The organism is Caballeronia sp. LZ033, from assembly GCF_031451265.1.
Classification (GTDB): Bacteria; Pseudomonadota; Gammaproteobacteria; order Burkholderiales; family Burkholderiaceae; genus Caballeronia.
On the sequence record NZ_JARUXQ010000001.1, the window covers coordinates 1817358 to 1839949 of the forward strand.

At 65.1% G+C, this 22592-nt stretch carries 21 protein-coding genes; 2 read left to right on the plus strand and 19 right to left on the minus strand.

Going from position 1 to position 22592, the window contains the following annotated elements; all coding sequences use genetic code 11:
• Positions 1–82: 82 nt before the first annotated feature.
• The 9 genes from hfq to ndk all read right to left on the minus strand — a co-directional run bounded on the left by hfq (position 83) and on the right by ndk (position 10133).
• A complete protein-coding gene (hfq, locus tag QCE62_RS08490; protein ID WP_035930711.1) occupies positions 83–319 on the minus strand; it encodes an RNA chaperone Hfq in 237 nt (78 codons plus the stop codon).
• A 233-nt stretch (positions 320–552) separates the two neighbouring features.
• Entirely contained in the window at positions 553–1893 is a 1341-nt protein-coding gene (gene der, locus QCE62_RS08495) for a ribosome biogenesis GTPase Der (protein WP_309916570.1), read from the minus strand.
• Between the two features lie 392 nt (positions 1894–2285).
• A complete protein-coding gene (gene bamB / locus QCE62_RS08500) occupies positions 2286–3431 on the minus strand; it encodes an outer membrane protein assembly factor BamB (RefSeq protein WP_309916572.1) in 1146 nt (381 codons plus the stop codon).
• A gap of 123 nt (positions 3432–3554) precedes the next feature.
• Positions 3555–4184 (minus strand): tetratricopeptide repeat protein, encoded by a 630-nt coding sequence (locus QCE62_RS08505; protein WP_309916575.1) that lies wholly within the window; start codon positions 4182–4184, stop codon positions 3555–3557.
• 115 nt (positions 4185–4299) lie between these two features.
• Positions 4300–5649, minus strand: coding sequence for a histidine--tRNA ligase (gene hisS, locus QCE62_RS08510; protein ID WP_309808494.1), 1350 nt, complete (start codon positions 5647–5649; stop codon positions 4300–4302).
• Between the two features lie 6 nt (positions 5650–5655).
• Positions 5656–6984 carry a flavodoxin-dependent (E)-4-hydroxy-3-methylbut-2-enyl-diphosphate synthase gene (gene ispG, locus QCE62_RS08515; protein ID WP_309916578.1) on the minus strand — a complete coding sequence of 443 codons (1329 nt, stop codon included), beginning with the start codon at positions 6982–6984 and terminating at the stop codon, positions 5656–5658.
• 145 nt (positions 6985–7129) lie between these two features.
• Entirely contained in the window at positions 7130–8245 is a 1116-nt protein-coding gene (locus QCE62_RS08520; protein ID WP_309916581.1) for a helix-turn-helix domain-containing protein, read from the minus strand.
• A 171-nt stretch (positions 8246–8416) separates the two neighbouring features.
• Complete coding sequence (gene rlmN / locus QCE62_RS08525) at positions 8417–9556, minus strand: 23S rRNA (adenine(2503)-C(2))-methyltransferase RlmN (protein WP_309808498.1); 1140 nt, start codon at positions 9554–9556, stop codon at positions 8417–8419.
• A gap of 151 nt (positions 9557–9707) precedes the next feature.
• Entirely contained in the window at positions 9708–10133 is a 426-nt protein-coding gene (ndk, locus tag QCE62_RS08530; RefSeq protein WP_309808499.1) for a nucleoside-diphosphate kinase, read from the minus strand.
• A 343-nt stretch (positions 10134–10476) separates the two neighbouring features.
• On the opposite strand from ndk, the gene QCE62_RS08535 reads away from it, so the two are divergent.
• The gene (locus QCE62_RS08535; protein ID WP_309808500.1) at positions 10477–11175 is read left to right on the plus strand and encodes a Bax inhibitor-1/YccA family protein; all 699 of its coding nucleotides are present in this window, start codon (positions 10477–10479) and stop codon (positions 11173–11175) included.
• 81 nt (positions 11176–11256) lie between these two features.
• Here the strand turns inward: QCE62_RS08535 and rlmD are convergent, their stop codons facing one another.
• From rlmD to surE, 6 genes are all read right to left on the minus strand, one after another.
• Positions 11257–12582, minus strand: coding sequence for a 23S rRNA (uracil(1939)-C(5))-methyltransferase RlmD (gene rlmD / locus QCE62_RS08540; protein ID WP_409017848.1), 1326 nt, complete (start codon positions 12580–12582; stop codon positions 11257–11259).
• A gap of 150 nt (positions 12583–12732) precedes the next feature.
• Positions 12733–13509, minus strand: coding sequence for a 3'-5' exonuclease (locus QCE62_RS08545; RefSeq protein ID WP_309916586.1), 777 nt, complete (start codon positions 13507–13509; stop codon positions 12733–12735).
• A 42-nt stretch (positions 13510–13551) separates the two neighbouring features.
• Positions 13552–14661 carry an RNA polymerase sigma factor RpoS gene (gene rpoS / locus QCE62_RS08550; RefSeq protein ID WP_309916589.1) on the minus strand — a complete coding sequence of 370 codons (1110 nt, stop codon included), beginning with the start codon at positions 14659–14661 and terminating at the stop codon, positions 13552–13554.
• A gap of 12 nt (positions 14662–14673) precedes the next feature.
• Positions 14674–15642 (minus strand): peptidoglycan DD-metalloendopeptidase family protein, encoded by a 969-nt coding sequence (locus tag QCE62_RS08555; RefSeq protein WP_309919730.1) that lies wholly within the window; start codon positions 15640–15642, stop codon positions 14674–14676.
• Positions 15643–15647: 5 nt separating this feature from the next.
• Positions 15648–16748: a protein-L-isoaspartate(D-aspartate) O-methyltransferase gene (locus QCE62_RS08560; protein WP_409017812.1), complete on the minus strand. Its 1101-nt coding sequence runs from the start codon at positions 16746–16748 to the stop codon at positions 15648–15650.
• The gene (gene surE, locus QCE62_RS08565; RefSeq protein ID WP_309916596.1) at positions 16718–17476 is read right to left on the minus strand and encodes a 5'/3'-nucleotidase SurE; all 759 of its coding nucleotides are present in this window, start codon (positions 17474–17476) and stop codon (positions 16718–16720) included. The genes QCE62_RS08560 and surE overlap by 31 nt, the downstream gene beginning before the upstream one ends.
• Before the next feature lie 102 nt (positions 17477–17578).
• On the opposite strand from surE, the gene QCE62_RS08570 reads away from it, so the two are divergent.
• Positions 17579–18553, plus strand: coding sequence for an NADPH:quinone oxidoreductase family protein (locus QCE62_RS08570; RefSeq protein ID WP_309916599.1), 975 nt, complete (start codon positions 17579–17581; stop codon positions 18551–18553).
• A 19-nt stretch (positions 18554–18572) separates the two neighbouring features.
• On the opposite strand, the gene QCE62_RS08575 is transcribed toward QCE62_RS08570, so the two are convergent.
• The 4 genes from QCE62_RS08575 to QCE62_RS08590 all read right to left on the minus strand — a co-directional run bounded on the left by QCE62_RS08575 (position 18573) and on the right by QCE62_RS08590 (position 22540).
• A complete protein-coding gene (locus tag QCE62_RS08575) occupies positions 18573–19544 on the minus strand; it encodes a glycosyltransferase family 9 protein (RefSeq protein ID WP_309916602.1) in 972 nt (323 codons plus the stop codon).
• Positions 19545–19831: 287 nt separating this feature from the next.
• Positions 19832–20656: an ABC transporter permease gene (locus tag QCE62_RS08580; RefSeq protein WP_309808509.1), complete on the minus strand. Its 825-nt coding sequence runs from the start codon at positions 20654–20656 to the stop codon at positions 19832–19834.
• A gap of 12 nt (positions 20657–20668) precedes the next feature.
• Positions 20669–21499 (minus strand): ABC transporter ATP-binding protein, encoded by an 831-nt coding sequence (locus tag QCE62_RS08585; RefSeq protein WP_309916605.1) that lies wholly within the window; start codon positions 21497–21499, stop codon positions 20669–20671.
• A gap of 3 nt (positions 21500–21502) precedes the next feature.
• Positions 21503–22540: an ABC transporter substrate-binding protein gene (locus QCE62_RS08590; RefSeq protein ID WP_309916608.1), complete on the minus strand. Its 1038-nt coding sequence runs from the start codon at positions 22538–22540 to the stop codon at positions 21503–21505.
• Between the last annotated feature and the right edge of the window lie 52 nt (positions 22541–22592).

Consider the following 22592-nt stretch of genomic DNA (forward strand, 5'->3'; position numbering starts at 1 on the left):
TGATATGTTTAATTTTTGAAGCGACCGGCGAGTTGCTTAATATTGCTATTCAAATGGCATTAAGCGCCGGTCGCAACATGGTTTAGGACGTTTCGGCGTCCGGGTGGAAATTCACCGGGCGGGCCGGCACGACCGTGGAAATGGCGTGCTTGTAGACCATCTGGGTGACCGTATTTCGGAGCAACACGACATACTGGTCGAAGGATTCGATGTTGCCTTGGAGCTTGATGCCGTTCACCAGATAGATGGAAACCGGCACATGCTCTTTACGCAGTGCGTTCAAAAACGGGTCTTGTAACAATTGCCCTTTGTTGCTCATAGCAAACTCCGTATATTTTTTTGCAGGTTGGAAGTATTGTGGACGAAGAAAAAGAGATCCGCCGACAATCGCTACACTATAGCTGATTTTCACTGATTGACGTTTCGGCGCCAGTCGGCCAAAAGGCCAGCAGCGCACCGCGCAGCGGGCCTTTCAACGGGGTTCGCGGCGGCCCCAACAGCAGCCTTGAAGCCCCTTCGCCGACGCCGGAACGCCGGACTTTCACGCGGTTCTCACTCCTTGTCCGCGTAAGGGTTTCGACTTGATCGAAACTCTATGCGAAGTGGAGTGCCCACCAGCCCGAAAGTTTCCCGGAAGCGCCCTTCCAGATAACGTTTATAGGTATCCGTGATCGCGTCGAGCGCGTTGCCGTGCACGACGATGATCGGCGGATTCTGTCCGCCCTGATGCGCATAGCGCAGCTTGGGACGGACCGGGCCGCGCCGGCGCGGTTGCTGGAATTCCACTGCGTCGATGAGGGCGCGCGTGAGCTTCGGTGTCGGCAGCTTCGCCATTGCCGCGGCATAGGCTTCGTCGACCGATTTCAGCAGCCCGCCGATGCCGGTCTTCTCCAGCGCCGAAACGTAATGGAATTTAGCAAAGTCCAGAAACTTGAGCTTGCGCGTCAGGTCGGCCTTGGTGCGCTCGCGCACATGTGAATCCAGCCCGTCCCACTTGTTCACGCCCACCACCAGCGCGCGGCCCTGCTCCACCACGAAGCCCGCGATGTGCGCGTCCTGCTCGGAGATATCCTGCTGCGCATCGAGCAGCAGGATCACGACGTTCGCATCCGAGATGGATTGCAAGGTCTTCACGACCGAGAACTTCTCGATGGCCTCGAACACCTTGCCGCGCCGGCGCAGGCCTGCCGTGTCGATCAGCGTGTACTTGCGGCCCTGGCGCTCGAAATCGACGTAGATCGAATCGCGCGTCGTGCCGGGCATGTCGAAGGCAATGACGCGCTCCTCGCCAATCAGCGTATTCACGAGCGTCGACTTGCCGACGTTCGGACGCCCGACGATCGCAATCTTGACGCCGTGCTGCGCCTTCTCCGCTTCGGTTTCTTCCGGCTGGTCGGCATAGGCGATGTCGAGCGCGTCGTTGATCATCTCGGTCACGCCGTCGCCGTGCGCCGCCGAAATCGCGCGCGGGTCGCCGAGGCCCAGTTCGTAGAAATCAGCCGCGACCGCCGAGTACTTCATGCCCTCGGCCTTGTTCACGACCAGGAAGAGCGGCCGGCCGGTCTTGCGCAGATAATCGGCGATGGCCTTGTCCTGCGGCGCGAGCCCGTTGCGCCCGTCGACGATGAACACCACGATGTCCGCTTCCTCGACCGCCTGGCGCGTCTGGCGCGCCATCTCGTGCAGGATGCCGTCCTTCGCGACGGGCTCGAAGCCGCCGGTATCGACCACGAGGTACGGGCGCTCGCCGCCCACGCGGCCCTCGCCGTAGTGGCGGTCGCGCGTCAGGCCCGGCAGGTCGGCGACGAGTGCGTCGCGCGAGCGCGTGAGCCGGTTGAAGAGAGTCGATTTCCCCACATTGGGGCGCCCGACGAGGGCAATCACGGGTTTCATCTGATGTTGTTCAAGGTTGAACGCTAGGCGGACACGGTACGCGCGGCAAAAAGATGTCGTGCGTGCTTCTGTGCCCCTGCGTTGCTACGCCGCGCAGTGGCTGCGCCTGTCGAAAATTAGCATGGTTTCGGCTTGCCGCACGCACGTCGCGCCGGCCGTTCCGAACTCCGGCGTTCATAAATGCCGGTCGCCTCCCGGGAGGCTTTCTCCGTCGCTGCTGGACGCGCGGCGGGTGCGCGCGCCTCGTTGCAGTCGTCCCGCTCTTGCGTGCGGGTTGTATCGCGGTGCGCGCATGGCGCACCGCTTGTTTCTCGTGCGGCCCGTCGTGGCGGGCCTGCCGCGCCGCGTGAGCGGCGCGCGTACAGCGTGTTGGCCGGAACGAAGTCTCGCGCTTAGTTGCTCGGACGGAAACCGTAGATGTCGCCGTCGTGCGTCTGCACCACGAGCGTTTCGCCGGCCAGCACGGGCGCCGCGGTGATCGCGCTGCCGTCGGTCGACGCGCGGCCGATCATCGTGCCATCGTCCGTGTTCAGGAAGTGCACGAAGCCCTTGTAGTCCCCCACCACGACCGCGCGGCCCAGGATGTACGGCACGCTGACGCTGCGGTTCTTCAGCACGTCGGACTTCCACAGTTGCGAGCCGTCCGACGCGCGGAAGGCGTTGACCACCGACCAGTCGTCGCCCGCCGCGACCACCTGCTCGCTCTGCGCGAGGCCGCTGTCGCTCGAGAAGTTCTTCTCCCACACCGGCTGGCCCGAGTTGGCATCGAAACAGCCGATACGGCCCTGGAAGGTCACCGCGCAGGTTTGCGCACCGACCAGTCCCGGCGCGCCGGTCACGTCGTTGATGCGCTCGACTTCGGTCACGCCCTTCGGGTAGGACACGGGCGCCTGCCAGTAGGCGTCGCCCGTCTGCAGGTTGATGGCCGCGAAGGTGCCGCCCGGAAAGCCCGCCAGCACCGCCTGGTTGCCCGCGAAGGTCATGCCGGCCGCGACGCGCAGGTTGAGCGGCACGGCGCGCAACTGGAACACCCACTTCTGCTCGCCGGTTTGCGCGTTGAAGGCGATCACCTTGCCGTCGATCGTGCGCACGATCACGAGATCATTGCCGACCAGCGGCGGGGACACGATTTCGCCCGGCGCCGTGGCGGTCCACAGCTGCTTGCCGTCGGGACCGAGCACGTCGACCTGGCCTTTCAGGCCGCCGACCGCCGTCAGGTTGCCGTCGCTGCCCACACCCGCCGACAGGTCGTCCTTGAGCTTGATGCGCCAGACGTCCTGACCGGTCTTCGCATCGATCTTCGCGACCGAACCGTTGGCGCCCGCCGCGTACACGTAGTCGCCCACCGCGACCGGCGAGAACAGATAGCGGCCCGCCTTGCCGACGCTCGCCTTCCACGCCTGGTTGACGGTCAGCACCGGCTTGAAGTCCGCGAGCGGCACCGGTTCGCGGCGTTCATCCTTGGTCGACGAACAAGCGGTCAACAAGACAGTCATCGCGCAGGCGAGCGGTACGGCGTAGCGTTTCAAAAGAGTCATCAGTGGACGCAATGTGGAAAGTTGAACGGGTTGGTCGGTGTGCGCGCCGCGCCGCGCGTGCGGCGTTCGGACGCGGCGGCCTGCACACGCGGCCGATGCTTGAGGGACGAACCGGCGCGAACCTTAGCCGCCCAGCGCATCGAGCTTGAACTGGACCAGCTGACGCGCGGACGTGTCGTTCGCGGGCAGCGCGTCGAGCGCGACCTTGTAGGACGCGCGCGCATCGTCGCGCTTGCCCTGGGCCGCCAGCAGGTCGCCGCGGCGATCCGCGATGACGCCCTTGAACGCGTCGAGCGGAGCATCCGCGAGCAGCTTCAGGCCGGCGTTATAGTTCTTCTCGTCGAGCAGCACGAGCGCCAGGCGCAGCTTCGCGATCTGCTTGTACTCGTCGTCCTTCGCGTGGTCGATGACCCATTGCAGCTGGGTCTTCGCGCCGGCCGCATTGCCCGCCGCGTACAGCGACTTCGCCGCCGCGAGCGCGCCCATTTGCGCGTAGGCCGTGCCGCCGAACTTGTCTTCCATGTCCGACGCCATCCGTGCGACCAGCGCCTGGTCGGGGCCGTTCACGGCCTGCTGCAGATGGTCGTATAGCACGGAGGCCTCGGCTGCCTGGCGGCGCTGCCAGAAATTCCAGCCGTTGTAGCCGGCGGCCACGATGAGCACCGCAAGCACGATCCAGGTCGTGGCGTTACCCCATTTGGCCCACCAGGCTTTTACGCTTTCAATCGATTCTTGTTCGTCGTGATAGCTCATCGTCCAGCTGATCCTTACTGCGTTTCATGACCCGCAACGAGTGCCGCGCGCGATGCCGGCGCGGCGCGCCCCGGCGGATGCGTACGGCTGACTGACTCCAAACTTTGCCTAAAATTTAGGCAGCGTCGTCATCGGCGGTTGCAACCATCGCATTGATTAGGTATTCGGTCAAGTCTTCGGCCGGCACGTTGACCTGCGCGTTCTTTTGACCGTCGGCGCTCTCCGCGCCCGAGCGGCGCAGCGGCTTCACACCGATCAGACCCTGCGCCAGTTCGTCCTCGCCGAGCACCACGGCAAACGCCGCGCCGCTCGCGTCGGCCTTCTTCATCTGCGACTTGAAGCTCGCGGACGCGCCGTCCGGGCTGCAGTGAAGGATCACGTCGAGGCCCGTGTCGCGCAGACGTTCGGCGACGATGAACGCCTGCTCCGCCGCCTGTTCGCCCTGATGCACGACGTACACGTCCGTGCCGTCGTCTTCCGGCACGAGCTGCTCTTCCTTCAGCAATTCGAGGATGCGCTCGACGCCCATTGCCCAGCCGCACGCGGCCGTCGGCTTGCCGCCGAGCTGCTCGATCAGCGGGTCATAGCGGCCGCCGCCCGCGACGGTGCCCTGTGCGCCGAGCTTGTCGGTGACCCATTCGAACACGGTCAGGTTGTAGTAATCGAGACCGCGCACGAGACGCGGATTGACCGTGAACGGAATGTTGTTCGCCTTGAGCAAACGCTGCACGCCGTCGAAATGCTTGCGCGATTCCTCGCCGAGGAAATCGACGAGCTTCGGCGCGTTCTGCGCGATCTCCTGCAACGCCGGATTCTTCGTGTCGAGCACGCGCAGCGGGTTCGTGTAGAGACGGCGCTTCGCCTCCTCGTCGAGGACGTCGACGTGCTGTTCGAGATAGGCGATCAGTTCCTTGCGATGCGCCGCGCGCTCGTCCGCCTGGCCGAGCGAGTTGAGCTCGAGGCGGATGCCGGTTAGCCCGAGGTCGTCCCACAGGCGCTGGCACATCATGATGATTTCGGCGTCCGTGTCCGGACCCGCGAAGCCGAGCGCTTCCACGCCGACCTGATGGAACTGCCGATAACGCCCGCGCTGCGGACGCTCGTGACGGAACATCGGGCCGATGTACCACAGGCGCTTCGGGCCGTCGTACAGCAGGTTGTGCTCGATGGACGCGCGCACGACCGCGGCGGTGTTTTCCGGGCGCATCGTCAGATGCTCGCCGTTGAGGGCGTCGGTGAAGCTGTACATCTCCTTCTCGACGATGTCCGTCACCTCGCCGATACCGCGCGTGAACAACTGCGTATGCTCGATGATCGGCGTGCGGATGTTCTGATAGCCGTATGCGCGCAGCATCGACTTGACGGTGGTTTCGAAGAAATCCCACAGCGCGGCATCCTGCGGGAGGATGTCGTTCATGCCCTTCACGCCCGTCAGTTTCTCGAGCCGCTTCTTCTGTTCAGTCATCTGTCTTTAGAGTGATGCCGTGGACGTCTCTTCGCGCGCGCCGGCCTTCTGGCCATACGTGCGCTCGACGTAGTCGCTGACGATTTGCTGGAATTCCTCGGCGATGCGCTCGCCGCGCAGCGTCTTCACCTTCACGCCGTCGACGAAGACGGGCGCCGCCGGATTCTCGCCCGAGCCCGGCAGGCTGATGCCGATGTTCGCGTGCTTCGATTCGCCCGGCCCGTTGACGATGCAGCCCATCACCGCGACGTGCATCTTCTCGACGCCGGCGTATTTCTCGCGCCAGTCGGGCATCGAGCGGCGCAGGTAGTTCTGGATCTGCGACGCGAGTTCCTGGAACAGCGTGCTGGTGGTGCGTCCGCAGCCGGGGCAGGCGATGACCATCGGCGTGAAGGAACGCAGGCCCATGGTCTGGAGGATTTCCTGGCCGACGACGACTTCGCCCGTGCGCGCGCCGCCCGGCTCGGGCGTCAGCGAAATGCGGATGGTGTCGCCGATGCCTTCCTGCAGCAGCACCGACAGCGCCGCCGTCGACGCGACGATGCCCTTCGAGCCCATGCCCGCCTCGGTCAGCCCGAGGTGCAGCGCGAAGCTGCAGCGCTGCGCGAGTTCACGATACACGGCGATCAGGTCCTGCACGCCGCTCACCTTGCACGACAGGATGATCTTGTCGCGGCCGAGGCCCAGTTCGACGGCGCGTTCCGCCGAGCCGATGGCCGACTGGATCAGCGCTTCGTACATCACGCTCTGGAGTTCCCAGGGCGTGGTGCGCGCGGCGTTCTCGTCCATCATGCGCGCGAGCAGGTCCTGGTCGAGGCTGCCCCAGTTCACGCCGATGCGCACCGGCTTGTCGTACTGGATCGCGGCTTCGATCATCTGTGCGAACTGCGTGTCGCGCTTGGCGCCCTGGCCGACGTTGCCCGGATTGATCCGGTATTTCGACAACGCTTCCGCGCACGCGGGATGATCGCGCAGCAGCAGATGGCCGTTGTAATGAAAGTCGCCGACGAGCGGCACGCTGACGCCCATCCGGTCCAGCTGGTCGCGCACGTGGGGCACGGCCGCGGCGGCTTCGGGCGTATTGACCGTGATGCGGACCAGCTCCGAACCCGCCTGCGCGAGTTCCTTGATCTGGATCGCGGTGCCGATGGCGTCGGCGGTGTCGGTATTGGTCATCGACTGCACGCGCACCGGCGAATCGCCGCCGATGGTGACCAGTTGGCCGCCCCAGCGCACGTCGACCGCGTGCGACGCGCGGCGCCGCAACGGACCGCCGAACACGGGTTCGGCCGAACAGATCTTGCTGCTGATCAGGGATTGAGCTTCGGATTGCATCGCATGACCCTTTGGAAACCTTGCCGCCCGTTGCGGCATCCGGTTACGTCTGTGGAACCTTGAACGGGCGGCGCGGCTTGCGTCGCGACACCCCTGTTTCGTTTGTTGCTTGCGCTTGTTGCCTGCTTTTGTTGCGTGTGCGTGCTCAGGGCAATGAAAGACGCGCGACGTTGCCGCGTGCGGCGCTGTAGCGCTTGGCGTCGACGGGCTCGTCGTCCACCGACAGCGACTCCACGCCCTTCACGTTGCCGACGGTCACCTTGAACGGCGGCTCGCCCTGCACCCGCTGCGTGTTGCCGGCGCGCACGAGTCCGGAGTACAGCTCCTTCCCGTCCTTGCCGCGCACGCTGAACCAGCTGTCTTCCTTGACCTTCAGTTCGACCGCGCCCGAGCCGCTGCCGGCCACCGCCGGTGCGGAACTGGCCACGGCCGCCGCGGGCGCTGCCGTCTTCGGCGCCGACGCAGCCTGATTGGCCTGGCCCTGCACCGCTGACAGCGCCGACGACGACGCCGGCAACGCGTTCGTGCCGAGCGGACGCGGCATCGGCTGCTCGCCGGGTGCGGCGGCGACTTCCGGCAGCGAGGCTTCGCCCGTGTTGGCGGCGGCGGCTTCGTCCGGCGTGGCTGCCGACGACGATGCCGCATGGTCCGCCGAATCCGCGCCCGCCGAGGCGCCGACGCCCGTGGCCGACTTGAGGCGCGCGAGCCAGTTGCTCGACTCGCCGCCGGTATGCCAGGTGACGAGCGCGGCGAGCACGACGAGGACGGCCAGAATGCCCCACATCCACGAGCGCTTGCGGCCTGTCGAATTGCCGAGGGGCACCGAGACGCGGCCGCGCGGCATGTCCGCGCCCGCCGAGACCGGTACTTTCAGATTTTGCCCGACCACGCCGGCGTCGCGCCGGAAAGCCTGCGTGAACGGCGCGGGATCGGCGCCAAGGATTTTCGCGTAGCTGCGCACGATGCCCGCCGCGAAGGTGCGGTCGGGCAAATGGCTGATGTCGCCGGCTTCGAGCGCGAGCAGTTTCGGTGTCGAGACCTTGAGGCGCGCGGACACGTCATCGATCGACCAGCCCTTCGCCTGCCTGAGCTGCGCGAGACGCGCGCCGACTGCCGGAATGGAGTCCAGCGCCCCCGCCTGGCCCGCATTCGATGCCGCGCCTTCCGCTCCGGGTTGTCCGTCGCGCGGATCATTGCGCTGCACGTCGGACGAACTGCCGGAATGGCTGCTGAAAGGCGTCGGATGTTGCGGCTCACTCATGCCAAATTCCTCGCATCGATTCTTTTATATAGCGCCGCGGTGATGTGCGTTTCGAAATACGTGAACGATACAACCCGGGCGTCATGGCAGACCGCTTTATAACAAAATGTTCGGCTTCGCGTGGTCCGGCGTCCGGTTTCGGCGCGCCGGCTTCGCGCCGCATCGGACACATCAGACAGCCCGTACCTCGATGACCTTGCCCTGCGCCCGGCTCGTGCGCTCCGCCAGCCGCGTCCGGTCCTGCACCGCGCCCGCGAGCTGGCCGCATGCCGCGTCGATGTCGTCGCCGCGCGTCTTGCGCACCGTCGTCACCACGCCGGCATCCATCAGGACCTGCGCGAAGCGCTTGATCTGCTCGTTCTTCGAACGCGTCAGACCCGACTCCGGGAATGGATTGAAGGGGATCAGGTTGAACTTGCACGGCACGTCGCGCGTGACGGCGAGCAGTTCACGGGCATGCGCTTCGGTGTCGTTGACGCCGTCGAGCATGCAGTATTCGAACGTGATGAAATCGCGCGGCGCCACCTTCAGATAACGCTGGCACGCGGCCATCAATTCGCGCAGCGGGTACTTCTTGTTCAGCGGGACCAGCATGTCGCGCAGCGGATCGTTCGGCGCATGCAGCGACACCGCGAGCGCCACCGGCAGGTCGGCCGCGAGCCGGTCCATCATCGGCACGACGCCCGAGGTGGACAGCGTCACGCGACGGCGCGACAGGCCGTAGGCGTTGTCGTCGAGCATCAGGCGCATGGCCGGCACGACGGCGTCGTAGTTCAGCATCGGCTCGCCCATACCCATCATCACGACGTTCGTGACGACGCGCTCGCCCTTGCCCGGGCCGCCCACGTCACGGCCGAGCGACTTGCGCAGCGCGAATTCCGCCATGCGCAGCTGGCCGATGATTTCGCCGGTGGTGAGGTTGCGGGAAAAGCCCTGCTTGCCGGTGGAACAGAACCGGCAGTTGACCGCGCAGCCCGCCTGCGACGACACGCACAGCGTGCCGCGCGTTTCTTCGGGAATGAACACGGTTTCGACCGCGTTGCCATTGCCGACGTCGATCAGCCACTTGCGGGTGCCGTCGGCGGAAACGTGGTCTTGAATGATGTCGGGCATCGCCATGTTGGCGCGGCCCTTGAGTTTTTCGCGCAGCGATTTGGCCAGGTCCGTCATGCCGTCGAAGTCGTCGGCACCGTATTGATGGATCCAGCGCTGCAATTGCTTGGCGCGAAACGGCTTCTCGCCCAGGCTGTCGCAGTAGGCGACGAGTCCGGCGGCGTCGAGATCGAGAAGGTTGACGGTGTTGCTCGTCATGTCGAGATATGCCATTTCAGATTGCGAAGCCCGGGCGGCTTCTTCGAAGTTTGGCCCGGGACCGTTCGCGCCAGTTCCTGCGGTATTACGACTTCAGTGCGTCGCGGCGCGATGCCGCGCCCCTTGACCGGCGCGGCGACGTACGCAGCGATTAACGCGAGTAGACGTTCACTTCCGGGAAGAAGAAGGCGATTTCCTGACGCGCGGTTTCAGCGGCGTCCGAACCGTGCACGGCGTTCGCGTCGATGCTGTCGGCGAAGTCAGCGCGGATCGTGCCCTTGTCGGCCTTCTTCGGGTCCGTTGCGCCCATCAGGTCGCGGTTCTTGGCGATGGCGTTTTCGCCTTCGAGCGCCTGGATCATGACCGGGCCCGAAACCATGAACTCGACCAGATCCTTGAAGAACGGACGTGCAGCGTGCACGGCGTAGAACTTTTCCGCGTCGGCGCGCGACAGATGAACCATGCGCGACGCAATGATCTTGAGGCCCGCGTTTTCGAAACGGCTGTAGATCTGGCCGATAACGTTCTTTGCCACTGCGTCCGGCTTGATAATCGACAGGGTGCGCTCGATCGCCATGAAAAACTCCAAAAAATGAACGGTTTACGAATTAAAACGAATCGACAATTGTAGCACGAAGCAAGGTATGATTGCGATTGAAACCTTACGGCGCCGTAAGCATCAAACCCCGGACGGCCTGAACGGCGGCATTGCCCCGCCTTGGCCATCCGGGCTATTGAAATCGTTGCGCTGCGGGGCCATATTGGAGCGAAGCGCCGCATTGCAACAGGGGCATGGCAACCTCTGCCCCACGCCCGCAGCGCCGCGTCCTAATGCAGGTTTAAGTCCGCGCACCTTATCATTGGTGTGTGACGGATGTGGCGGGAAACCGAATCACAGACAATTGGAGCAAGGAGAAACCATGAACGAATCCCCCTACGGCTTCGGCCGCAACGGCAGCATCACTTCGGTTGAGACGCGCAACCGGGTGCTGCGCAACACGTACTGGCTGCTCGCGCTCTCCATGGTGCCGACCGTGCTGGGCGCCTGGGTCGGCGTCGCAACGGGCTTCTCGCTGTTCGCGGCGTCCAGCCCGGCCATGAGCTTCATCGCGTTCCTGGCCATCGCCTTCGGTTTCATGTTCGCCATCGAGAAGACGAAGAACAGCGGCGTGGGCGTCGCGGTGCTGCTCGGGTTCACGTTCTTCATGGGTCTGATGCTCTCGCGCCTGCTGAGCTTCATCCTCGGTTTCTCGAACGGCCCGCAGCTGATCATGATGGCCTTCGGCGGCACCGGCGTGATCTTCGCCGCCATGGCGACCATCGCCACGGTCAGCAAGCGCGACTTCTCGGGCCTCGGCAAATTCCTGTTCATGGGCGTGATCGTCATCCTGCTGGCGGCCTTCGCGAACGTGTTCCTGCAATTGCCCGCGCTGATGATGACCATCTCGGTGCTCGCCATCGTGATCTTCTCGGCGTACATGCTGTTCGACGTGCAGCGCGTGGTGAACGGCGGCGAGACCAACTACATCAGCGCCACGCTCGCGATCTATCTCGATCTGTACAACGTGTTCACGAACCTGCTGGCGCTGCTCGGCATCTTCGGCGGCAACCGCAACTGATCGGCTAGCGGCGATACAAGAGAAAACGGCCTGCGATTCAAATTCGCAGGCCGTTTTTTTACGTCTGAGCGAATCGCTCAATCAGTCCCGCTCGAACAACGCGATCGATTCGACGTGCGACGTATGCGGGAACATGTTCACCACCCCGGCGCCCTTCATCCGGTAGCCGCCTTCGTGCACGAGCAGGCCGGCATCGCGCGCGAGTGTCGCCGGATTGCACGACACATAAACAATGCGCTTGGGCAACGGCCCGTCGCCGCTCTGCGCGATGTCCGCGAGCGCCTTCGACACCGCCAGGGCACCTTCACGCGGCGGATCGATCAGGAACTTGTCGAAGTGGCCGAGCGCGCGCAGGTCCTCGGCGGTGACTTCGAACAGGTTGCGGCACGCGAACGAAGTATGGCCGTCGACGCCATTCGCCTTCGCATTCTCGAGCGCGCGCGTGGTCAGCGCCTCGCTGCCTTCGATGCCCACCACTTCCCGCGACACCCGCGCCAGCGGCAGCGTGAAATTGCCGATGCCGCAGAACAGGTCGAGCACCCGGTCCGAGCGCTCCGGCGCCAGCAGCGACAGCGCCCGCGCCACCAGCACGCGATTGATCTGGTGATTCACCTGCGTGAAGTCGGTCGGCTTGAACGGCATGCGGATCGCGAACTCCGGCAGCGTGTACGCCAGTTCCTGATCGAGCGGATAGAACGGCACCACCGTGTCCGGGCCTTTGGGCTGGAGCCACCACTGGACGCCGTGCTCGTCGGCGAAGGTGCGCAGCAGCACTTCGTCGGCCTCGGTCAGCGGCTCGAGAATGCGCAGCACCAGCGCCGTGACATCCGTGCCCACCGCCAGCTCGATCTGCGGCATGCGATCGCGGATCGACAGCGACGCCACCAGGTGACGCAGCGGCACGAGCATCGCGGAGACGTGCGGCGGCAGCACTTCGCAGCTCGTCATGTCGGCGACATAGCTGCTCTTGCGTTCATGGAAACCGACCAGCACGCCGCCCTTCTTCTCGACGTGCCGCACGGTCAGGCGCGCGCGATAGCGATAACCCCACGACGGTCCGTGGATCGGCCGGAACATGGTTTCCGCGCGCAGTTTCGACAGGTGTTCTAGATTGTCCTCGAGGACGCGCTGCTTGACGGCGATCTGCGCGCGCACATCGAGATGCTGCATCGAGCAGCCGCCGCAGATGCCGAAGAACGTGCATTTCGGCCGCGTGCGGATCACGCTTTCGCGCAACACCTTGACCACCTGCGCCTGCTCGAAGCTGGGCTTCTTGCGGTAGCTCGAATAGCTCACCCGTTCGCCCGGCAGCGCGCCTTCGACAAAGATCACCTTGCCCGGCTCGCCGTCCTCGGTCACGGTGCGGCCGACGCCGCGCGCTTCCGCGTCGAGAGAAACGATCTCGATCTCGGGCGCGACGAAGTTCGGATCGGGGGTGACGGATTTCGCCGGCGCGGCGCGGCGGCGATGCGAAGTTTTTCGAGCGGTTTCAGACACCTGCGTACTTCCTGACTGAACGAGTGAGCAAAGGCGGGATTGTAGACGAACGCCGCGCGCTCACTTCGCAAACGCCGCCAGATATTCCTGCCAGTGCGGCGACGTCTCCTTCGCGAGCGCGGCTTTCACGAGGCCGATTTCGTCCGCATACTCGTCCGCCGTCAGGCCGCCGCGCATCAGCTGGAAGCGGCAGTACATCAGGTAGGTATTGACGACGTCGGTCTCGCAGTAGTTGCGGATGTCCTCGATCTGCCCGTCACAGTACGCATCCCACACCTTGCCGCCGTCCATGCCGAGCTTGCCGGGGAAACCACACAGCTTCGCGAGCGCGTCGAGCGGCGCGTTGGCGCGCGCCTGATACATCGCGAGCACGTCCATCAGGTCGGTGTGCCGTGCGTGATAGCGGCTGATGTAGTTGTTGAACTTGAATTCCCGGTCGTCCTGGCCCAGGTCCCAATAACGCGGCGCCGCGATGCCATGCACCAGCGCCCGGTAATGGAGCACCGGCAGGTCGAAACCGCCGCCGTTCCACGACACGAGCTGCGGCGTGTACTTCTCGATCACGCGATAGAACGACTGGATCAGCGCGGCCTCGCCGTCGTCGGTCGTGCCGAGCGAGCGCACGCGAAAGCCGTGGTCGTCGCGAAACACGCAGGAGATGGCGGCCACGCGCTGCAGATGATGCGGCAGGAAGTCGTTGCCGACGCGCTCGCGACGCGCTTCGAACGCATGTTCGGCGACTTCGCGGTCGGACAGGTCGTCGGGCAGGTCTTCGAGGCGGCGAATGCCGTCGACATCGGGGATCGTCTCGATGTCGAATACGAGAATCGGTGTCATTGAATCCTGGAACGCGGCGCCCCTTGGACGCCGCCTTGAGCGTTAAAGCACGGCGTCCTTGCGAACGCCGTTGGAAGCGAAAAAGCGCTTGAGCCGCACGAGCGCCTCTTGCTGGATCTGGCGCACGCGTTCGCGCGTCAGGCCCATTTCGTCGGCGAGCTCTTCGAGCGTCGCGGGCTCGATATGGTTGAGCCCGAAGCGCCTTTCTATCACATGACGATGCTTGTCGGACAGCCGCGACAGCCACAGCCGCGTCAGCGATTCGAGTTCGCGGTGCTGCACTTCGGCATCCGGCGACTGGCTCTGGTCGTCCGACAGCAAGTCCAGCAGGCTGCTGCCCGGATCGAGGTCGAGCGGTGCGTCGAGCGACGCGGTGTGTTCGTTGAGCGCGAGGATATCAGTGACTTCCTCGGGCGTCTTGCCGGTGAGGTAGGCGATGTCGTCGATGCTCGCGTCGCGGCGTTCCGGCGCGACCGCATCGTTCGAATTGGCCGAATTCCTCTCCAGATGACGTTTCGCGCGCAGCACCTGGTTCAGTTCGCGGATCACGTGCACCGGCAGACGCACCGTGCGCGCCTGATTCATGATCGCGCGTTCGATACTCTGGCGGATCCACCAGGTGGCATAGGTCGAAAAGCGAAAACCGCGTGTCGGGTCGAATTTCTCGATGGCGTGCATCAAACCCAGATTGCCTTCCTCGATCAGATCGAGCAGCGGCACGCCGCGATTCAGATAACCCTTTGCAATACTCACGACGAGCCGCAAGTTGCGCTCGATCATGACTTGCCGCGCGTCGAATTCACCGGCCTTGGCGAGACGCGAATAGCGCTGCTCTTCTTCCACGGTGAGCAGCGGCTTCACGCTGATGCGATTCAGATAATGCTGAATGGTGTCGGCCGTGAGTTCGGCCTGCATCAGCGAGCGGAAGTCGTCGGGGTCGGGCGCGGAATCGTTTGCGCCCTCGGCCGCTTCTTCGCCGCGCTTGCCGCGGCTCGAGCCTTCTTCCTCGGAATCGGATTCTGAGTCGACTTCGACGTCGACATTGTCGGCGTCGTCGTCAGTATTCGAAGCACCGTCTTCCACCGACACTTGCAAAGGTCGGCTGATCGTCTCAGTCTCGGCTTGCGGCAGGCGGCGCTTCGTTTTTGGCATGATGATTTCGCTCTATTGCGGCGGCAAATACTTCAGTGGGTCAACAGGTTTACCCTGCCGGCGAACTTCGAAATGCAACATCACGCGATCCGAATCACTGTTCCCCATCTCAGCGATTTTCTGCCCTTTAGTGACCGCGTCTCCCTCTTTTACCATCAAAGCGCGGTTATGTGCATACGCGGTGAGAAAAGTTGCATCGTGCTTGATGATAATGAGGTTGCCGTAGCCGCGCAGCCCATTTCCGGAATACACCACCCGGCCATCCGCCGACGCATTGACCGGATCGCCCGCCGCGCCGCCGATGTTCAAGCCCTTGTTGCTCGCCTCGCTGAACGTGTTGAGGATCGGGCCCCGCGCCGGCCAGATGAAGGCCGGCTGACCCGCCGGCGCCGTCGCGCCCGCATCGGCGCCCGGAACGCCCGGCGTCGAGCCTGCCAGCGCACCCGCGACCGTACCTGCTGCCGTTCCCGGCGCCGCGCCCATGCCCGAATTCGGACCGTAGTACGGCGGCTGCGCCGTGGCACCCGGCTGGGGCGTCGTGGCATAGCTGTTGGCGCCGTTGAGCGGCTGCGCCTGCACGCCGCCGCCGGTGATCGGCGCGGTCGCTACACCCGGCGTCGCGGCGGCGAGATTCGCGCCCGGCGGCGCCACGCGCACCAGCTGGCCGACTTCGATCTGGTTCGGGTTGGTCAGGTTGTTCCACGTCGCGATGTCGTGATAATTCTGACCGTTTTCGAGTGCGATCCGATATAGGGTGTCGCCCGGCTTCACACGGTAGAAGCCCGGCGGCGGCGGACCGTTGTCCGGCGTCTGCGCCGCCGTCGTGCTGAGGGGCGCGCCCGTTTTGTCGACGACCGGCGCCATGTCCATGCGTGTCGAACACGCCGCCAGCACGGACAACGCCAGCACGCATACGCCGCGCTGCGCCGCGCTCACGCGTTGGTCTGCCGTTCCTTCTCGCAAAGCACGCAAGATACTCATCGGTGTCAAATCACTCCGGATTTTAAGGGTACAAAGAAAACGCGATCGAGCTGCTCTTCTCGCCATTGTGTGGCCGAGACGCGGGTGACGAGCGTCAGCACCTGCGACTGCGCGGCCTGCGATCCGACCGGCGCGACGAGCCTGCCGCCCACCGCCAGTTGATCGAGCAAGGCCTGGGGCACATCGAGGCCCGCGCAGGCGATCACGATGGCGTCGAACGGCGCGGCGGCGGCGAGTCCCAGCCGGCCGTCGCCGTAATGCAGCCGGATGTTCGGCACGCGCAGCGGCCGCAGATTGAGCTTGGCACGCTCGGACAGCGGACGCACGCGCTCGATCGAATACACCTCCGCCGCCACCTGCGACAGCACCGCCGCCTGATAGCCGCAGCCCGTGCCGATTTCCAGCACCTTGCTCAGGCTGCGTCCGGTCGCGACGAGTTCGATCATGCGCGCGACGACCGACGGCTTCGAAATAGTCTGGTGATGACCGATGGGCAGCGCGGCGTCTTCATACGCCTGCGCGGCAAGGCCGGGATCGACGAACATGTGGCGCGGCACCACGGCCATCGCGTTGAGCACGCGCGGGTCGGTCACGCCGTTTGCGCGCAGCCGTTCGACCATGCGCGCCCGCACCCGTTCCGACGTGAGCGTCTGCGTGCTGGCCAGCGCGACGTTGGGCGCGCCTTTCTTCGTGCCCGGCGACGCGGCGTTCAGGTCGCGGCCGGATGCGCGCGGCGCGTGTGCTCCATGTGCCGCGTGGGCCGCGTGGTGCGTGTGTGCCGCCGGATGCGTCTTCGCCGCGCTGCGCCCCGCGCCCGTTGCAGACGGCGCACCGCCACGCGCGGGAAACACCGACGTGGCCGGCTTCGCGGACGCTGCTGCCGTCGCGGGGTTTTTCATCGTCGCGTTCGCGGTGCGCGCGGGCGCCGGCTTCGGCTGTGCGGCGGGCTTGAGCGTGGCCGGCTTGGGCGTGGCGGCGGGTTTCGCACGCGCATCGGCGGCGCGGTTCGCGGGCTTGCGCGGCTCGCGAACCAGATCCGCGAGCGCCAGCGGAAAGCGCTTGGCGCGCTCGTCGCTCATGTGCGGCCGCTCCCGGCACGCGCCCATTCGCGCGTCTCGGCCAGGAGTTTCGTATGCGTGAGATCGAGTTGCAGCGGCGTGATGGACACGAAGCCATTCGCCACCGCGTGGAAATCGGTGCCTTCACTGGCGTCGAGCGCGTCGCCCGACGGACCGATCCAGTAGATCGGATTGCCGCGCGGATCTTCCTGGCGGATGACCGGCTGCGACGGATGGCGCTTGCCGAGCCGAGTGACCTTCCATTCGCCGAGCTGATCGTACGGCAGGCTCGGGATGTTCACGTTGAGCAGCGGATGGCCGGGCATCGGATGCTCGAGAAAATGCGCGACAATCTCCGCCGCCACGCGCGCCGCGTCTTCGAGATGCAGCCAGTCGCGGCCGACCAGCGAGAACGCAATGGCCGGAATGCCGAACATGAAGCCTTCGGTGGCGGCGGCGACCGTGCCGGAATACAGCGTGTCCTCGCCGACGTTCTGCCCGTTGTTGATGCCCGACACCACCAGGTCCGGCTGCTGCTCGAGCATGCCGGTCAGCGCGATATGCACCGAATCAGTGGGCGTGCCGTTGACGAAATTGAAACCGTTGGGCGCCTGATGGATGCTCAGGGGCCGCGACAGCGTCAGCGAGTTGGACGAGCCGCTGCAGTTCTGCTCCGGCGCCATCACGGTGACTTCGCCGAGCGGCTGCAACACGTCGTGCAGCACGTTGATGCCGCGCGCCAGATAACCGTCGTCGTTGCTGAGTAGGATTCGCATCCGGCGATTGTAACCGAGGAACCTTGGCGCGACGACGCCCTCCGGACTCGCTCCGGGCGCCGTCCCTGCCCTACACTGAAGCCTCTTCAACGAGGAGATGCCATGCGCGCCGTACGCTGCAACGAACACGGATTGCCCGCCACGCTCGCCATCGAGACGCTGCCTGACCTGCATCCGGAAGCAGGCGAACTCGTCATCGACGTGAAAGCCGCCAGCGTGAACTTCCCCGACGTGCTCATCATCCAGAACAAGTACCAGTTCAAGCCGCCGCTGCCCTTTACGCCGGGCGCCGAGTTTGCGGGCGTCGTGCGTGCAGTGGGCGCCGGTGTCGCCGGCTTCGCGCCGGGCATGCGGGTGGCCGCCTACACGGCGCATGGCGCGTTCGCCGAACAGGCGCGCGTCAACGCGGCGGACGTGATCGCGCTTCCCGACAATCTCGATTTTTCCGCCGCCGCCGCGTTCATGCTTGCCTACGGCACGTCGTATCACGCGCTGGTCGATCGCGGCGCATTGCAGCCCGGCGACACGCTGCTCGTCCTCGGCGCGGCGGGCGGCGTCGGGCTCGCGGCGATCCAGATCGGCAAGCTGGTCGGCGCGCGGGTGATCGCGGCGGCGTCGAGCGCCGAGAAACTCGCGTTCTGCCGAGAGCACGGCGCCGACGAGGTCATCGACTATGCGCACGAAGACTTGCGTGAACGCATCAAGACACTCACCGGCGGCAACGGTCCGGATGTGATCTTCGACCCCGTCGGCGGCGCGTATGCCGAACCGGCGTTTCGCAGCATCGGCTGGCGCGGGCGTTATCTCGTCGTGGGCTTCGCCAACGGCGAGATTCCGAAGCTGCCGCTCAACCTTGCATTGCTGAAGGGCGCGAGCGTGGTCGGCGTGTTCTGGGGGCATCACATGAAGCATGAGCACGCACTCGCCGAACAAGAGTTCGCCGCATTGATCGAGTGGATCAAGACCGGCAAGCTGCGTCCGGTCATCACGAAGCGCTATACGCTCGACCAGACGCCGCAGGCGCTCGACGACATGATGAACCGTCGCGTGACGGGGAAGATCGTGATCGAGATGTGAGCGTGGTGGAACGAAGACGCTAAGCGTCCGGGAGGATGCGCGCGTGGGCGCGGTCGACGTCACGCCGCATGTAAAGCGGGTAATCGGCGGGACGCAGATGAGCGCCCTGCAGATCGCTGAAGGCCGACATCACGCGATGCACCGTCAGCAACTGTTTCCACAAGCGTTCCTTCAGGGCCGCGAACGGCACCACCGAGGGCGGCAGCACCACCGCGCCCGGTCCCCAGCCGGGCCGCCAGGAGCGCGCGAGGCCGCGCCGCATGAACAACGTGAGCGTCGGCACGCCGATGGCCGACGCAAGATGCCCGAGCCCGGAATCGTTGCCGATGAACCAGCCCGATTCGGCGATCCACGTGGCGACATCGCCCAGGCGCGTGAGCGCGTTGAGTTCGTGGCCTTCGCGCGGAAGGTCGTCCCAGCCGGCCAGCTCGGCGGGCGCGACCAAGAAGCTCGGCAGCAACTGACGGCGAGAGAGCGCGCGTGACAACGCCAGGAATTTGTGACGCGTCCACATCTTTTCTGGATGACTGCCGGTGGGATGGATGACCACGCGATGCGCGACCCGTCCGCGCACGACGCCGGGCGGCACGACGAGCCCGTTGGAGCGCGTGACGTCGCGCAGCTGCAGCACGTTGACGCCGATATCGACGACGCGGTCCACCATGTGCTTCGAGCCGCCGTACTCGGGCAGCTCGGACAGGCACAGAGTGCGTCCGGTGCGGCTCAACGCGGAACCGTAGCTGGTAGGCTGCAGCTCGATGACCGTATCGAATGCGCCGAGATGCACAGCGGGACAGGCCTCGGCCTGCGTCCCTGCCCGTCCGACCTTTACATGAGGCAGCCAGTCCGCGAGTTGCTCTGCGACCCAGCCGAACACCACCGGACGATAGCCATTGCGGACGAGATTATTGACGAGAACGAGCCCGATCAGGCTGTCTCCGATCGGCTGTGGCAAGGCCACGGCAACCGTGATGTCGGCTGGCAATCTCATGCTGGACGGGCGCAAACACGTGAGTGAACGCCGCGCCAGCGGATGACACGCTGCGCTCAGGAATGCGGCAGGCGTGGGTCGCTTCATGGCGCGGTAAGTGAGCCGAACCTTGCAGCGATGCGCCGGACGTATGCAGCCTCGCCGCCGATTCAGTCTCCCTCAACGACCATAACCGAATTGCGCCAGGCAAACTGACATGTTTTGTCGCGCCCGTCGGCAGATAGGGCGACCGCGGCAACATCGCGGCCGCTATCTGACCATCCCAATGTGACACGCGGCATCACGGCCTAGAGTTTTTCCGTGTCGCCGCTCTTGGGCTGCCACTTCATGAGGCGCCGCTCGGCCAGCGCGACGAGGCCGTCGAGCACGAGCGCGAACGCCGTCAGCACGAGGATGCCGGCGAACACCGTGTTGATGTCGAAGGTGCCTTCAGCCTGCAGGATCAGATAGCCGACGCCGCGCGCCGAGCCGAGATACTCGCCGACCACCGAGCCGACGAACGCCAGCCCCACCGAGGTATGCAGGCTGGAGAACACCCAGCTCGTCGCGCTCGGCAGATAGACGTGCCGCAACAGCTGCTTGCGGTTCGCGCCGAGCATGCGGGCGTTGGCGAGCACGACCGGGCTCACTTCCTTCACGCCCTGATAGACGTTGAAGAAGACGATGAAGAACACCAGCGTGACGCCGAGCGCCACTTTCGACCAGATGCCCAGGCCGAACCACACCGCGAAGATGGGCGCGAGAATCACGCGCGGCATCGAGTTGGCGGCCTTGATGTAGGGATCGAGGAGCGCACTGGTCAGCGGCGCGAGCGCGAGCCACAAGCCGACGCCGAGACCGGACACCGTGCCGATCACGAACGCCAGCACGGTCTCGATCAGCGTCACCCACAGGTGCACGTAGATTTCGCCGCTGGTGAACCACTCCCAGATGCGCACCAGCACCTTCTGCGGCTCGCCGAAGAAGAACGCGGCCTTGGAGGCGTCGTCGAAATAGAAAGGCGGCAGGAGCGTCGGGCTCGTCAGCACGTACCAGAGCACGAAGCAGGCAAGCAGCAACAGCCATTGCCACACGATGAGATTCCCGCGATTCGGGCGCAGCTTGTTCCACATGGTCGTTTGGTCTTATTCGGCGGCGGCGGGCTTCAGCTGCTGCTGGTAGCCCTTCAACACTTCCTCCCGCAGCACGCCCCAGATCTGCGCGTGCAGTTCGACGAAGCGCGGATGCGAGCGGATCTCGGCGACATCGCGCGGACGCGGCAGGTCGATCCTGAACTCGCCGATCGGATGCGTCCCCGGCCCCGCCGCCAGCACGACGACGCGGTCCGACATCGAGATCGCTTCGTCGAGATCGTGCGTGATGAACAGCACGGCCTTGCGCTTGGCGGCCCACAGGTCGAGCAACTCGTTCTCCATCAGCTGGCGCGTCTGGATGTCCAGCGCGGAGAACGGCTCGTCCATCAGGATGATGTCGGGATCGAGGATCAGCGTCTGCGCCATCGCGACGCGCTTGCGCATGCCGCCCGACAGCTGATGCGGATAACGGTCGCCGAAACCGCCCAGGCCGACGCGCTTGAGCCATTTCTCGCCGCGCGCGTCGGCGTCGCGCTTCGACATGCCGCGGAACACGAGGCCCGCCGTCACGTTGTCGAGCGCGGAGCGCCACGGCATCAGGCCGTCGGCCTGGAACATGTAGCCCGCGCGCCGGTTGATGCCGTCGAGCGGCTCGCCGAACACCTTCACGGCGCCCGTCGAAGGCGCGAGCAGTCCCGCAGACACGTTCAGCAAGGTCGACTTGCCGCAGCCGGTCGGCCCGACGACGGAAACGAATTCGCCCGGCGCAATCGCGAGGCTGGTATCGCGGACCGCGGTATAGCGGTCCTTGCGGCTCGCGCGCGACACGAACGTGCAGGTGACGTCGGCCAGTTCGAGCGCGGGTGTGGAAGACGAGGACATCGGTCAGGCCTTGACGTTGGCAAGCGCCTTCTTGACGAAGTCGTTGGTCCAGGTCTTCGAGAGATCGATCGGCTTGCCCTTCACGGTTTCGTCGAAGGCCTGCAGGGTCTTGAGCGAGGTCGCGGGGCCGTCGGCGGGCATCAGCCCGTCCGGCGAAAGCGCTTCCTTCACGTGCTGCCACGAATCGAGATAGAGCGCACGATCGCCGAGCAGATAGCTTTCCGGCACCGTCGCGATCAGGTCCTTGCCCGATGCGCTCTGCAGCCACTTGAGCGCGCGCACCATCGCGTTGGTCAGGGCCTGCGTGGTGTTCGGATTCTTCGTGATGAAGCTCTGCGACGCATACAGGCAGCCGGCCGGCATGTTGCCGCCGAACACCTTGACCGTGTCCGCGAGCGTGCGCGTGTCCGAGACGATGCGGATCTCGCCCGCGCGTTCGAGCTTGGTCATGACCGGATCGAGGTTGGCGATGGCGTCGATCTGCCCCGACTCCAGCGCGGCGATCGCGCCCGCGCCCGCGCCGACGCCGATGAACGCGACGTCGCTGGCCTTGAGGCCGGCCTGCGCGAGCACGAAGCTCGCCATGATCGAGGTGGACGAACCCGGCGCCGTCACGCCGATCTTCTTGCCCTTCAGGTCCGCGACCGACTTGTAGTTTGGCATCGTCTTCTTCGAGACGGCGAGCACGATCTGCGGCGCGCGTCCTTGCAGCACGAATTCGCGGAAATACTGGTTCTTGGCCTGCAGCAACAGCGTGTGTTCGAACGCGCCGGACACGACGTCCGCGCTGCCGCCGACCGCCGCCTGCAATGCCTTCGCGCCGCCGGCGAAGTCGGAGATTTCGACTTCGAGCCCTTCGTCCTTGAAGTAGTTGCGACGCTCGGCGATGGTGAGCGGCAGGTAGTAGAACAGGTTCTTGCCGCCGACGGCGATCGACACCTTGCTCTGTTCGGGTTTGGCCTGGGCGAAGGCGAGCGGCATGTTCGAGAGTGCGCCACCCGCGAGCACCGCGCCGCTCGCGAGGAAGGTTCTGCGTTTCATCGTTCTAGTCTCCTGGACTTTGTTGTTGTCTCTCGCGTGCGAGAACGCGTTG